The sequence below is a fragment of the Aerococcus loyolae genome, from assembly GCF_002871915.2.
Taxonomy (GTDB): Bacteria; Bacillota; Bacilli; order Lactobacillales; family Aerococcaceae; genus Aerococcus; species Aerococcus loyolae.
Window position 1 is genome coordinate 586,010 of sequence record NZ_CP126958.1, and the last position, 13,546, is coordinate 599,555.

Below are 13,546 nucleotides of genomic sequence, written 5' to 3' on the forward strand. Positions count from 1 at the left end.
TAAATATTTTAAAAGAGGCTGCAAGATTAGTTTGCAGCCTCTTTTTAGACATGTATGTGAAGTGTTTTCGTCCTTTGTTGTGACTGTCGCACTCTTTAGTTGAGTTCGGACGCCAAACTTGTTCCAAGCGCAAGGCAAGCGTCCACTTCACGAAATGTCGACGAATTCTTTGCGTGAATTCTTTCGACTTTTCGCTCCAGTGGTCTTGCCTTTTTGACGCGCTTGGCACACTCTTTAAACGTGCTCCAGTCACAGGACGAACGTCCACTTCAAAAACTGGAAACGCTCAGCTTCACTGAGCTTATCCCAGTTTTCTCCAGTTGCTATAGCTGTTCGAAGCAAAGCGAGTTACAGATATAGTATGCGTAGCGTTTTCGTCCTTTATTGTGACTGTCGCACTTTCTTAGTATTGTGGGTTGATCCAGCGGCGGCCGTCGCTTTCGATGAGGTCTTTGGCAGCTTCGGGGCCTTTGGTCATGGCTGGGTAGTTAGGGAAGGCTGGGGGATCAAGTTGTGACCAGGCATCCTTAATGGAGTCGGCGATCCGCCATTGTTCTTTGAGCTCCTCCCAGGTCGTAAATAGCATTTGATTACCAAGGAAGGCGTAGTAGATAAGAATTTCGTAGGATTCACTGGCTACCCGAGATTCGAGGATTTCCTTATCGGGGAGCATGCGCATAGTTTGCGGTTTAAAGCCGCCTTTAAAGGCTTTTTGATTCATGGAGACCTCTAAGCCGTATTCAGGGGTAATCACAAAGGTCATCCGGTTAGGCGAATCGCAGGTTGACAAGTTATCCTTGAGGACCGCTTCAACTGTGGTATATTTCCCACTGCTGAGTGCCTTACCCGTTCGGAAATAAAAGGGGGTTCCCTGCCAGCGGTCATTGTTGATACGGAACTTACCAGCGACAAAGGTTTCGGTACTACTGTCTTCACTAACGCCTTCCAGGTCGCGATAGGCCAGTTCACTGCCATCTTCTGCTTGGCCATATTGTCCCCGGACAATATTAGTTTGGACGCTTTCGAGGTCAAAAGAAGGAATTTCTCTTAAAAAGGCTTCTTTCTTAGGATGGAGGTCGTCTTGAGAGCTGGGTAAGTCCATGCCTACAAAGGAGATCACTTGTAGGATATGGTTTTGGAACATATCTAAGAGGGCTCCAGTTTGGTCATAATACCCCCCCCGACTACCAACTGGTAAATCTTCTGACAGGGTGACTTGGAAGTGGTCAATGTAGTTGTGGTTCCAGATGGCTTCGAAAAAGGGATTATATTGGCGGGTTGCCCAAATATTTAGGACACTTTCCTTGCCAACATAGTGGTCAATCCGGTAAATATCACTTTCTGCAAAGGAGATATTAAGGGCCTGATTGAGTGACTGGGCAGAAACCAGGTCAACGCCAAAGGGCTTTTCTAAAATCACCCGATGGTTACCAGGAATATCGATAATTCCGGTTTTCTTTAAGTGGTGTGAAGTGATCTCAAAGAGACTAGGGGCAATGGATAAGTAATAGAGAAAGTTCTTATCAGTTTGATATTGCTTTTGCAGGTCTAGCATTTTGTCCTTGAGTAGGATATAATCCTCTGTTTGTGAAGCATCATTTGAGATATAATAAAAATGCTTGGCAAATTCACTAGCCACTGCTCTCAAACTATCGTCCTTGGTGTAGTTAATAATTGATTCAACGATGATCTCATGATAATGTGCATCTGTCCAAGGGCGACGAGAAGTGCCGATCAAGGCAAAACGCTGGCTTAGCCAGCCTTGTTGGTAGAGGTGAAATAAAGAGGGATATAATTTCCGTTGGGCGAGGTCACCGGATGCCCCGAAGAGGACAATGATTCCCGAAACTTGTTGGTCCATTGTGATAAGTCCTTTCATTTTTCATTTACAGAGTGGTTTTATTATAGAATGTCTATCAGCTGAATGCAATCTGGCTAGCAGGTCTTTATAAACCCTAAATTATAACCACTAGTCGCTGGCTTGGCAAGCTGTATTTTAATCTAACAATCATCGCTTAAGTCTTAAAAGCTAAAGGAGAATTTTATGTCATTTAAAGAATACCAGTTCCAGCCTTTTATTGAGGCGGCCTTAGAGAAATTAGCCTTTAAAGAACCTACCCCGATTCAAAAGAAAGTTATTCCCGTTATTCAAGCCGGAAAAAGCTTAGTTGCTCAAAGTCAAACTGGATCAGGCAAGTCCCATGCCTTCTTGCTTCCCTTAATCGACCAATTAAAACCGGCTAATTATACCCAATTAGTTATCACGGCACCGAGCCGGGAATTAGCCGACCAGTTATACCAAACCGCCCAACAGCTTGTGGGGGCTAGCGACTTTGATTTTCATATTGAAAGAGCCTATGGAGGGACTGATACCAAGCGGCAAAAAGAACGCCTAGAAAATCAGGACCCACAAGTGGTGATTGGGACTCCGGGTCGCTTATTGGACTTAGTGACTGAAGGGTCGATCAATGTCCATAAAGTAGAACACTTTGTGGTGGATGAAGCGGATATGACCTTGGATATGGGCTTTTTGCATACGGTTGACCAAATTGCCAGTCGAATGCCTGATGATTTGAAGATTTACGTCTTTTCCGCCACGATCCCAGAGAAATTACGTCCCTTCCTTAGAAAATATTTGGAACATCCAGAATGGATCCAGGTAGTCAACGAAAAGCTGATCTCCCCAACCATTACCAATATCTTACTCCCCTTAAGAGGGCGGTCCAAAGATGACCTGCTCAAGCAAGCCTTAACCATGGGCGAACCCTATTTGGTCCTTATTTTTGCAAATACTATTGAGGAAGTGGATCAACTTTATTTAAAACTCAAGCAATGGGGGCTATCGGTAGCTAAGTTGCACGGTGATCTCGACAGTCGTGAACGGCGGCGGGTCATGCGCCAAATCCAACACCTTGATTATCAATATGTGGTGGCTACCGATCTAGCTGCTCGCGGGATTGATATTGAAGGGGTCTCCCATGTGGTCAACTATGATATTCCTAAAGAGTTAGAATTCTTTATCCATCGGGTAGGTCGTACAGGGCGGCAAGGAATGAAGGGCGTTGCCTTAACCTTCTACCATCCTGACCAAGAAAAGGCGATTCGCTGGTTAGAAGATCGTGGAATCCACTTTGAGGTTAAAGACATTAAAAATGGTCAATGGGTCGAGGTTAAAGATCATAAGGAACGGCAGTTAAGAAAAGACCGCCACCAAGAGGAAACGGACCACGTTGTTAAGGGTATGATTAACCGTAATAAGAAAAGAAAGGTTAAACCCGGTTATAAGAAAAAACTCGACCGGCAAATTAAAGCATATAAACGAGACAAATATAATAAAAAACAAAGACAAGCTGCTCGGCAAAAACGCAAGCAAAATAAAGAAAACAACCGTTAAAAAAATGCGCTCACTGGAGCGCATTTTTTAGTCATCATTTTTATTGGAATGGTCAGGGTCATCTTCTCGGTTAGTCTCTTCATCTTGTTTATCTAAGTTTACCAAGTTCTTATCGTTTTTCACTTGATCTTTGTTGGCTTCCCATTGCTTAGGGTCAATCTTTACCACTTTAATTTGTTTGGTAAAGGCCCAGATACGGATTAAAGCAGTAAAGAGGATGATGTAAAAGGAAAAGCTTACCTGGTAGCCAAAGAGATGAACCAATTGGATAAGAACTAGCGGGAAGGTCATAGCCGTTAAGGCAAAATTATAGCGCTTGCCTAAGGTTAATTGCAATTTACGGGTAATGGCCATGGGTGCCATAAACAAGGCAATCACTAGTGCCAATAGACTTACCTGTAAGCTATTAAATAGGAAAATCCCTAAAAAGATTAAGAGATAGACCCAAGGTTGGAATTGTGTCAGGCTTTGGATGATTTGCTTTTGCCCTTGGCTATCCAAGTCCGTGCTAAAATCAGCATAAGGGAAGCTTTGTTGCTGACCCATAAAGGAGAATGTGATATTTTGCGGATTTGTATAAATGGTTAGGGCTGATGAATCGATTTTTTTAAGGTCTTCTTGACTGATCTGGTCTTTGGGATTATAGACATAGTTTAAGAAATCAGTCTTATTGATAAAGGCCTGGTCCTTTTCACTGACTAGTTGGTTATTTTCAATCGTAAAATCGGGGATGGATTGAATGATGCTAGCTCCATTGCCTCTCACCGTATGAAGTAGCTGGTAGCTGGGTTGTATAGCCGGTAGGGTCATCACTAGGCTCAATAAGAAAATGTAGACTAATTTATGCTTCAAAGTCATATAAAAAGCCACAAGCGTATCTTTAAAGCGAAAGATACTATCAAAGAATAAACGTAAGGTTTTCAAAATTTTCCTCCTCAATAACAGTCTTTGTATTCAGTTCAGTATAGCAAAAAATTAAGCGAGTCCGCTTAGAAAATCCCTTCTTTTACTAATATTTAAAGACTCTAGCCTGGTTAAAAAGTTCTTACAAGCACCATTTTATCAATAAATAGGATAAAATAAACTATATTGAGTAAAGGAGGTGAAGTCAATGGCTTTATTTGATGATCTAGCAGGAGATTATGATAGCTGGTACCAGGGAGAAATCGGTACTTTTGTCGATCAGATCGAAGCGGACCTGGCTTTTTCCTTAGTTGATGTTCAGGCAGGCATGTCGGTCTTAGATGCCGGTTGCGGCACAGGCAATTATAGCGTCCGCCTGGCCAAAGCGGGTGCCCAAGTGCAAGCGATCGATATCTCCAGCCAAATGTTAAAAGAAGCAAAAAGGAAAGCGGAGGCACTGGACCTGCCCATTGCCTTTCAAAAAATGGATATGAATCATTTAGATTTCCCCAGGGAGACCTTTGACCTGGTTTTTTCTATGACCGCTATTGAATTTATTGCGGATTTAGAAGCCTTTATTGCTTCATGCTTTGACTTATTAAAGCCGGGCGGTTATCTCTTAATCGGATCCATTACTGAGTCGGGAGACTGGGGTCAATACTATCAAGGGAAAAAAGACTCCATTTATAATTATGCCCATTTCCGAGATAGCCAAGACTTTATAAAACATTACCCTAAGCAGGTTCTTGGCTACCGCGAAGGGCTATATCTCCCTATTCACCCTGATCTTGACCTTGATTTAGCTAGTCAGGAAGCCAAGTATGCAAAATCCGCTAGCCCAAGTTTCACCTGTGTGCTCTGGCAAAAAGCTGGAGAAAAATAATACTCATCAATCAAAAAATGCATCCCTTCAAAACGAGGATTGGATGCATTTTCTAATTGTTCTATTTCCGTTTGATTCGGTAAAGCAAGCACAGAACAAGGACATGGGCTAAGGAAATAACTATACCTAGGGTTAGCCCCTGGGGATGAAAACGGAGTTCTAGTTGATTTTCTCCTTGAGGGATTTCTTTAATGACCATCATACTCCGGTCTAACACCGGTTCCAAATTGACTTTTTTTCCATTGATCTGGGCCCGCCAGCCTTCATTATAAGGGATGGTGAGGAGGAGGGCTTGGTCATTCGCTTTGCCTTCAAAGCTTCCTTTAATGTGGTTATCGGCGAAGCGGTCAATATGTAGTTTTTGACCCGCCACGTTATTCATCACTTGATCGAAAGTTTTGTTAGCTAAGGAATAGAGGTTGAGCTGGGAAAGGTTGATACTATCCGCCTTTACCTCAATGGTAAAAATTCTTTCTCCTGGAGTGGATTGGTTGGCGATATTAAAAACTTGGGTGGAATTGTAACTTTTATCATAGTTTAGCTTTTTGCCATCCAAGTAATATGTCACCTCGTCCTCCGATAAATCCCCTGGTACAGTCAAGTAGTAGGCTTGGTTACTATCAATCTTTAGGGTAAAATCGATAAAACTTTTACTTTCTAGGTCCGTCTTATGGTAGTTGGTATTAATCCGACTGGGGTCATCACTTTCTAGGTTAGTTAAGTCCATTCGCTTAAAGTCTCTGACCTGGAAGAAATCCAGGTAGCTATCCTTGGTTGACTCAGCGGTTTGATTATTGAGATAGGCTAAGAGTTGATCTTGATTAGAGATGGGTTGGTCAGGACTCAAGTCCATCTGACCGATGGCTTCATTGACTAGAAAGCCGAGCGACAGGGCATGGGGGTTCTTAAAAACAGAAAAACCTTGGACCTGGTCAACTAAAGGATAATGGTTAAAATCGGGACGGTAGCTAACTAGGCGGCGCTCATAGGCCTTATCTTCGACCTCTTTTTGACTTTGGACTTGACTATTAATCAGATATCTGACATTAAAGAGGCTATCCGTTACCAGGCTGCCATTAGAGTAATTGACTGAACCAGTAGTTGTCGGTTGGCCCAAAGCTTTAAAAAGCTCGGTGGTCGATCGTTCAATGGTTGAATTAAAATGGTCTAATCCATAGTAGGACAATTGCATAGGATCATTTTTAGTCCGTTGAAAGGTCTTGGCAATGCGGTAGAAGTCCTCGCCGGAATCATCCTGAAAGTGGCCTAAAAGCGGCTGGCTGACGGTTAAATACTGGGCATAGCTATCATAGTTAAGGTAAGAAATAGAGTTTAAGGTTAAAGCAGTATTGGTCATGTTTTCAATCAAAGCCAAGGCAGACAAAAGTAGCAAGGGAGCAGTTTTCTTACTGGAGTGACTGAGATAGTAGAGGCCAAAAAAACTAAACACAAAAGCTATTGTGGAGAAAAGTAGGGTATTAGGACTAATATAAGAAAAATCCTGGTAGTGTAAGGCTAAGGTCAGGGTGGATAATCCAACCAGGCACAGGGTCACAATAGCTGGCTTATTGCCTAGAGGCTCTACTTGCCTTAAAGTCCGATAAGCTAGGTAAAGGAGAAAAAAGGAAAAGACAAAGGAAAAACGGTAGGGGTACCAGATAGGATATTGAAAACCATGCCAGATTAAATTTAAGGCTTTAACATTCATGGATAGCAGGAGAAAAGTTAAAACGAAAAAGCTCATCAGTTTTTCCTGCCAGCTGAATCGCTTTTGCAGGAAAAACACCAGGCCCGCTAAAATGGCTAGGGACGGGACAAAGATATTAGGTAAACCCTCCGGCATTTGGTCAAAGTTAAAGGGACCGACGACTAATTTGCTGATGACTTGCCAGAGTGGATAGGCAAAGGACCAGTCAAAATGAAGGTCTTGATAGCTGCCTTTACTTTGGATCAGGGCAAAGTAGGTCGGAATAAGGGTGAAAGCCGCTAGTCCAGCTGCTGCCAAAGAAGACAAAATAAAGCGCAGGCCTCTAGTAAAATATTGCTTGAATGAGAATCCTGCTTGTTTAGCTTTCTTGGTAAATTGGGCGCCAAAGAGTTCATAAAGAAAGAAGAGCACAGCAAAAAGACAAACCATATAGCCTATATAATAATTGGCTATCAATAAGAGAGCCAGGCTAATGATATAATAAGTGCTCCTTTTGTGGTGAATGAGGTCTTGGATGCCTAGGATAATTAATGGCAAAAAGATCAGACCATCTAACCACATGATATTAAGTTGGTTAGCGGAAAAATAGCCCATTAAACTATAGAGACAGGCAAAGCTGATGGTCAAAGGGCCGTGATCGCCATAATTTTTGTAAAGTAGCCAGAGAAAACTGGCACTAGCAGCAGCGCTCTTGGCTAGGACTAGGCAGGCACAGGCTAAGGGAAGGGCCTTTTGGGGGAAGAGGAGGAGCAGGAGGTTAAAGGGACTCATTAAATAATAGGTCCAGGTTCCTACCATCTCTCCTCCCATTCCCTTTTGGAAAGAGTAGAAGATTTGCTGCCAATTGCCTAGCAGGGTTTCCCGATAGTATTGAAAGAAATCAATATATTGCTGGCCTAAGTCCACAGTTAAAATCGTCTGATTGCCAAAGGGAAAAAGGCCTTGAAACAGGTAAATAAAAACCAGGATTAAAACTGGGAGGCCGGCCGCTAATAAGAGCGATCGCTTAACTGCATTCATTTGAGAAAAATACTTTATCAAAGACAACGTGCTAACTCCTTAAAGATGCTTTATTTCACCCTAGCTTAGCACAAATTAATTTATCAGAACACGGCAAGGCCAAGAGATCTTTCAAAGAATTTATAAAAGTCTACTTTCAGTCAGACAAAATCATAGAAATCGATTATAATGATAGGTGACTTGCTTTTTAGAAAGTGAGTGTTGGCACTTAATGATGATAAGAAAAAGAAAGTAGGTGAAGGCATGTCGCATGACTTTGATAAGTCAGCTAAGCGCAAGGGGAGAGAAAGACAAGCCCAGGTTAATTCCAAGACTTTACGGCGGAAATCGCCCCATTGGCACAATTACCTGAATCGGCTAAACATTTTACTTTATATTGTATTTATTTTATTTGCTCTGCTTATCTTCCGCTTAGGCTACTTACAGGTTGTTAATGGTCAAGCCTTCCAAGAACTGGTCCATATGACTGAAAAGAATATGTCTGAAGAAAGTGTTCCTAGAGGTTATATTGTGGACCGTAACCATAAGATGTTGGTGGATAACGAGGGACTCCAAGCCATTAATTATACCCGAGGCCCCAATGTCACGGGGGAAGACATGGCCAAGACTGCCCGGAAATTAGCCAGTTTTATTCATTTGGATACTGGGGAAGTCACAGAACGAGACCGTAAGGATTATTGGATTGCCAGCAATCAAGATCGCTTAAATGAGCGGATGTCAGAAGAAGACTTGCGGTTAAGGGATAGTGAACTTTATGAGAAGCAATTATCCTACGTCTCTGAAGAGGATATCAATTTTTCTGGGGATGATCTTGAAGCGGTTCTGATTTATAAGCGTATGAATGGGGCCTACGCCCTCACACCAACCTTGATAAAAAACAAGGATGTCAGCAATGAAGAAATTGCCCTGGTCAGTGAGCATAGTAATGAAATGCCTGGGGTCAATACCACCATGGATTGGCGCAGAGAATACCCACAAAAAGATTTACTCCGTTCAGTAATCGGTAGCGTGACTTCTGAAGAAGAAGGACTGCCGAGTGATAAGGCTGAATACTACCTGGCCCAAGGTTATGCCCGCAATGACCGGGTCGGTAAGTCTTACCTGGAAGCCATGCATGAAGATACCTTGCACGGCGCCAAGACCAAGTACGAAACTGAAATTAACCAAAGAGGCGAGGTCGTTAGAACCGACAAGGCTTATCCTGGCTCCATGGGAAACACTGTTCAATTAACTATTGATACAGATTTCCAAAAGAAAATTGAAGAAATTTTGGAAGGCTACCTGCACGGGTCGAGTACCGGTAAAAATAATTCCATCTATGTGGTAGCCAGTGACCCTAATAATGGGGAGATCCTGGCCATGGCTGGTAAATACCGCAATGAACATGGCGAAATCATTGACGATGCCCTGGGAACCATTAATTCATCCTTTACCATGGGATCTACAGTCAAAGGGGCCACAGTTGGGGCCGGTTACCATTATGGCGTCTTAAAACCGGGTCAAGAAAATATCTTTATTGACCAACCGCTTTACTTTACTGGGACACCAAGGAAGGCTTCCTGGTGGGCAGCCCATAATACTAGCCCGGTGCCAATTAATGATGTCATGGCTTTGGCAAGGTCATCGAATGTGTATATGATCCGGACTGCCATGGCGATCGGGGACTTACCCAACTATGAAGCAGGGATGTCCTTGGCTGGTTTAGATCCAGAAACGGGTAACAAGTTGCGTAATTTTTATCATCAATTTGGTTTAGGAAGCTCGACCGGCATTGACTTACAAAATGAAGTGACTGGTCTAGAAGGTGAAGGGGGTAACCCTGGTAATTATATTGACTTGGCTTTTGGTCAATATGATACTTATACGCCCATGCAATTGAACCAATATGTCGCAACTATTGCTAACGGTGGTAAACGCTATGCCAGCCATGTGCTTAAACAAGTGCTTAGAGAAAATGGTGAGCATGAGTCTGACACCCCTCAAGTGGTTTATCAAAACCAACCTAAATTGTTGAATGCCGTACAATTAAGTCCAGAAGAACTGGGACGAATTCAACAAGGTTTCTGGTCAGCAGCTAACCATCCGCAAGGCCTCTCATATAATGAATTTAGAGGCTTCCCGGTGACTATTGCTGCTAAAACTGGTACGGCAGAAACAGGGACCGAAGGGATAATTAACTCGACCTTTGTTTCTTACGCACCTTACGAACAACCTAAGATTGCCTTATCGGTAGTCATTCCTGAAATCAGTGCCTCGGCTTATGATAAGACAGCAGAAGTTGTTGGACACAAGGTCTTGGATGCTTATTACCACAAAAAATAATTAAAGGACATTTTTATAAAAAGTTTGAAAAGCACTGAGAACTATGGTAGACTTATAAGGTATGTTTAAAAATCTATGATAAATTATTGATCTGATGGAGGGAAAATAATGCGTATTAACATTCTTTTAGAAAATACGGAACTTAAGGGCGAACGCATTTACTTAACAGAAAAAAATCGTCGTAACAACCCTGACCGTATTGAATTAAAAAAATATAGTCCAAAATTACGTAAGGTATGCTTATTTAGAGAAGTTAAAAAATAATAAGCCACTTAAGGCTGTTAAAGGAGGTAGTGATTGTGATCGCTGCCTCTTTTTTTAAAACCCTTATCTATAAAGAACAAGATAACTTGCTTTTTTCTTAAAGGTCAAAATATGGTAAAGTTATGGTATGTGTTCACTTAAGTAGACTTAGAAGGTGGTACAAATGAGAGGAAAACCCTATGTCACCTATGCTTTATTAGCTATTCAAATTATTATTTATCTCTTGATGGAAGTCACGGGATCGAGTCTCAGTATCTCAACCCTCCTGCATTTTGGTGCTAAGGAGAATGCTTTAATTGCTATCTATGGGCAATACTGGCGCTTAATTACGCCAATTTTTGTTCATATCGGCTTTTCTCATCTCTTATTCAATTCCATTACCCTCTGGTATCTAGGGAGTGAAGTGGAGGGAATTATTGGTTCCTGGCGCTTTTTGTTTATCTATCTTTATTCCGGCATTATGGGGAACTTATTTAGTTACCAATTCTCAACGAGCGTTTCAGCAGGAGCTAGTACGGCGCTGTTTGGCTTGTTTGCTTTCTTCTTAGCCATGCGCTATCTCAACCCTCATGACCGCTATTTTCAGGCCATGGGCTACCAATACCAGACCCTAATTATCTTGAATATTGTTATGAATTTGTTCATGGCCAATGTGGATATGTCAGGGCATATTGGGGGCATTGTCGGTGGTTTCTTAGCCACCCTCATTATCACCAATAATCCTAAACACCGTCTATCCAGTATCCTCTTATCAATTCTTGTTTATTCAGTGATTGCTGGTATAATTATTGCAAATCATGGGGCTTTTAATACCCTATTTATACATTAGGAGGCAAGTATGGCATTTATAGTTGGTATTGATTTAGGAGGAACAACTGCCAAGCTGGCTTTGTTTACTCCAGATCTTGAAAAAATCGATCAGTGGCAAATCCCCACGGATACTTCTGACCATGGGGCAAATATTATTTCTAACCTGGCCAAAACTATCCAAGACCATGTTGAGGCAGCCCACTTAGAACTAAAGGACTGTATGGGGATCGGTATGGGGTCTCCTGGCGCTATAAACCGCGAGCGGGGCACGGTTACTGGGGCCTATAACCTGGGTTGGGAGAATGAGATTACTGTCGTCGACCAGTTTCAAAGCCGCTTAGGCCAGCTTCCCGTTTATATTGAAAATGATGCCAACGTGGCTGCTCTGGGTGAACTCGCCAAAGGGGCAGGAAGTAAGAGTCAAAATATGATCTTGGTTACCCTGGGAACGGGCGTGGGCGGCGGCATTATCTGCCAGGGCGAGCTCTTGCTAGGTCAAGGTTCTGCAGGGGAAATTGGCCATATGACTAGCGAAGTCGATGGCTACTTATGCACTTGCGGATCCAGAGGCTGTGTGGAAACCCTGGCTTCAGCGACAGGCATTCTCCGCCTCAGCAAGGACTATGCCCAAGACTCTCGTTTTGATACTCCCTTAGCCAAGCAGCTTCGTGGAGGCCAAGAGGTGGACGTCAAAAGCATTGTTGATGCGGCTAAGGCGGGCGATTTATTAGCTGAAAAGGTGATGGAACGGTCCTTGAAAGCCTTGGCGCTTTGTTTGAGCCAGTTAACCTGCATCTTTAACCCCGAACAAATTGTTTTGGGTGGGGGAGTAGCTAATGCCGGCCAGTATCTGATTGACAAAATGACACCTATTCTTAAGGAATATACTTACCGCCCTAATCTCCGGCAAGTCAAAATTTCTTTAGCCCAATTGGGTAATGATGCGGGAGTGATTGGGGCGGCCAATTTAGTTAGACAGAAAAGTAAGGAGTAATTTATGTTATTAGCACAAACAATTGGTGGTTTTACTTTAATTTATCTATTATTAGTCGTGGCTTTATTAGCTTTCTTGATTTATCAAGCTTATTTTTGGATCAAAAGAAAGCAATCAGCAAGTATGATTGACCAAGCAGATTTTCAAGCCACCATGCATCAAGCTCAAATTATTGATGTTCGGGAAGCCCAAGAATTTCGTTCCTCGCATATCCTTGGTGCCCGTAATATTCCTTATAGTGAGGTCCGTCAATTGAAAAAAGCCCCTGGTCTCAATCGGTCCCAAAAGATTTACCTCTATGACAATGGGGTGAATATTGCCACGCGGATGGCTGCAGTCCTAAAGCAGGAAGGCTATGAAGATATTTATATCTTAAAGGGTGGTTTCAATGAATGGGAAGGTAAAACTAAAGGAACGGCTGACTAATGGCTGAACTTTTCTTTAAAGATCCTGATTTATCTACTCCAGAAATTGCCCAAAAATTATTAGGTTGCCGCTTGAGACGGGAATCCTCAGAGGGAGTAACCACTGGGATTATTGTTGAAACGGAAGCCTATCTGGGGGAAAGTGACCAAGCGGCCCATGTGTATGGTGGTAAGCGGACAGCCAGTTTAGAAGCCTTTTACCAGGAAGCGGGGATTTTTTATATCTATAATATTCACGGCCATTGGTGTGTGAATATGATTACCCAAAGTAAAGACGAGCCCCAAGGGGTATTGATCCGAGCCCTGGAACCTGTGGAAGGTATTGACCTAATGAAAAGTCGGCGCAAACAAGACCAGCGCAGGCTCTTAACGAATGGGCCGGGCAAATTATCCCAAGCTTTTGGGGTTGATAAGGAAGTCGACTATGGAAGTTCGGTTTTACAGGACCCCTTGACCATTGACTTCCGTGAGCCTAAACCCGTAGCAGAGATTGCTCAAGGTCCCCGTATCGGTATTCCTAATAAGGGCGAGTGGACCCATAAACCGCTACGCTTTTATGTTAAAGGCAATCCCTATGTTTCCTCGCCCAAGGGGAGGACTCAGGCCGACCATGGTTGGTTAGCCTAGACCTTGAAATTAAATTGCTTTTTCCTAGCTTTCTTGTTAAACTAGATGGAAAATAAGTAAAGGTAATGCGTAAGAGGTTGCTTTTGAATCGGTGAAGCGAGTGGCGTTTGGTGAGAGGCCACCAAGAGAAAAAAGCATGGTTGCTTACAAACTGAACTGTCCGGTCGATGCCGTTATCATCCAGTCATAAATATAG

General features: G+C 42.8%; 11 protein-coding genes. 8 read left to right on the forward strand and 3 right to left on the reverse strand.

Annotated elements, in window-relative coordinates; translation table 11 throughout:
* Positions 1–403: 403 nt before the first annotated feature.
* Positions 404–1,861 carry a glucose-6-phosphate dehydrogenase gene (gene zwf / locus CJ190_RS02575; RefSeq protein WP_070598038.1) on the reverse strand — a complete coding sequence of 486 codons (1,458 nt, stop codon included), beginning with the start codon at positions 1,859–1,861 and terminating at the stop codon, positions 404–406.
* A gap of 183 nt (positions 1,862–2,044) precedes the next feature.
* On the opposite strand from zwf, the gene CJ190_RS02580 reads away from it, so the two are divergent.
* Entirely contained in the window at positions 2,045–3,394 is a 1,350-nt protein-coding gene (locus CJ190_RS02580) for a DEAD/DEAH box helicase (RefSeq protein ID WP_064292206.1), read from the forward strand.
* Between the two features lie 27 nt (positions 3,395–3,421).
* On the opposite strand, the gene CJ190_RS02585 is transcribed toward CJ190_RS02580, so the two are convergent.
* The gene (locus CJ190_RS02585) at positions 3,422–4,318 is read right to left on the reverse strand and encodes a DUF1189 family protein (protein WP_064292207.1); all 897 of its coding nucleotides are present in this window, start codon (positions 4,316–4,318) and stop codon (positions 3,422–3,424) included.
* A gap of 178 nt (positions 4,319–4,496) precedes the next feature.
* Here CJ190_RS02585 and CJ190_RS02590 point away from each other — a divergent pair, with 178 nt between their 5' ends.
* The gene (locus tag CJ190_RS02590; RefSeq protein ID WP_286048967.1) at positions 4,497–5,180 is read left to right on the forward strand and encodes a class I SAM-dependent methyltransferase; all 684 of its coding nucleotides are present in this window, start codon (positions 4,497–4,499) and stop codon (positions 5,178–5,180) included.
* A 61-nt stretch (positions 5,181–5,241) separates the two neighbouring features.
* On the opposite strand, the gene CJ190_RS02595 is transcribed toward CJ190_RS02590, so the two are convergent.
* The gene (locus CJ190_RS02595; RefSeq protein WP_082888590.1) at positions 5,242–7,935 is read right to left on the reverse strand and encodes a YfhO family protein; all 2,694 of its coding nucleotides are present in this window, start codon (positions 7,933–7,935) and stop codon (positions 5,242–5,244) included.
* A gap of 174 nt (positions 7,936–8,109) precedes the next feature.
* Here CJ190_RS02595 and CJ190_RS02600 point away from each other — a divergent pair, with 174 nt between their 5' ends.
* The 6 genes from CJ190_RS02600 (at position 8,110) to CJ190_RS02625 (ending at position 13,350) form a co-directional block, all read left to right on the forward strand.
* Entirely contained in the window at positions 8,110–10,230 is a 2,121-nt protein-coding gene (locus tag CJ190_RS02600) for a penicillin-binding transpeptidase domain-containing protein (RefSeq protein WP_101562111.1), read from the forward strand.
* Between the two features lie 108 nt (positions 10,231–10,338).
* Positions 10,339–10,494 (forward strand): 50S ribosomal protein L33, encoded by a 156-nt coding sequence (gene rpmG, locus CJ190_RS02605; protein WP_013670055.1) that lies wholly within the window; start codon positions 10,339–10,341, stop codon positions 10,492–10,494.
* 163 nt (positions 10,495–10,657) lie between these two features.
* Positions 10,658–11,323 carry a rhomboid family intramembrane serine protease gene (locus tag CJ190_RS02610; protein WP_064292209.1) on the forward strand — a complete coding sequence of 222 codons (666 nt, stop codon included), beginning with the start codon at positions 10,658–10,660 and terminating at the stop codon, positions 11,321–11,323.
* A gap of 9 nt (positions 11,324–11,332) precedes the next feature.
* Positions 11,333–12,298 (forward strand): ROK family glucokinase, encoded by a 966-nt coding sequence (locus tag CJ190_RS02615; protein WP_064292210.1) that lies wholly within the window; start codon positions 11,333–11,335, stop codon positions 12,296–12,298.
* Positions 12,299–12,301: 3 nt separating this feature from the next.
* The gene (locus tag CJ190_RS02620; protein WP_064292211.1) at positions 12,302–12,724 is read left to right on the forward strand and encodes a rhodanese-like domain-containing protein; all 423 of its coding nucleotides are present in this window, start codon (positions 12,302–12,304) and stop codon (positions 12,722–12,724) included.
* The gene (locus CJ190_RS02625) at positions 12,724–13,350 is read left to right on the forward strand and encodes a DNA-3-methyladenine glycosylase (protein ID WP_064292212.1); all 627 of its coding nucleotides are present in this window, start codon (positions 12,724–12,726) and stop codon (positions 13,348–13,350) included. The genes CJ190_RS02620 and CJ190_RS02625 overlap by 1 nt, the downstream gene beginning before the upstream one ends.
* The last annotated feature ends 196 nt before the right edge of the window (positions 13,351–13,546 follow it).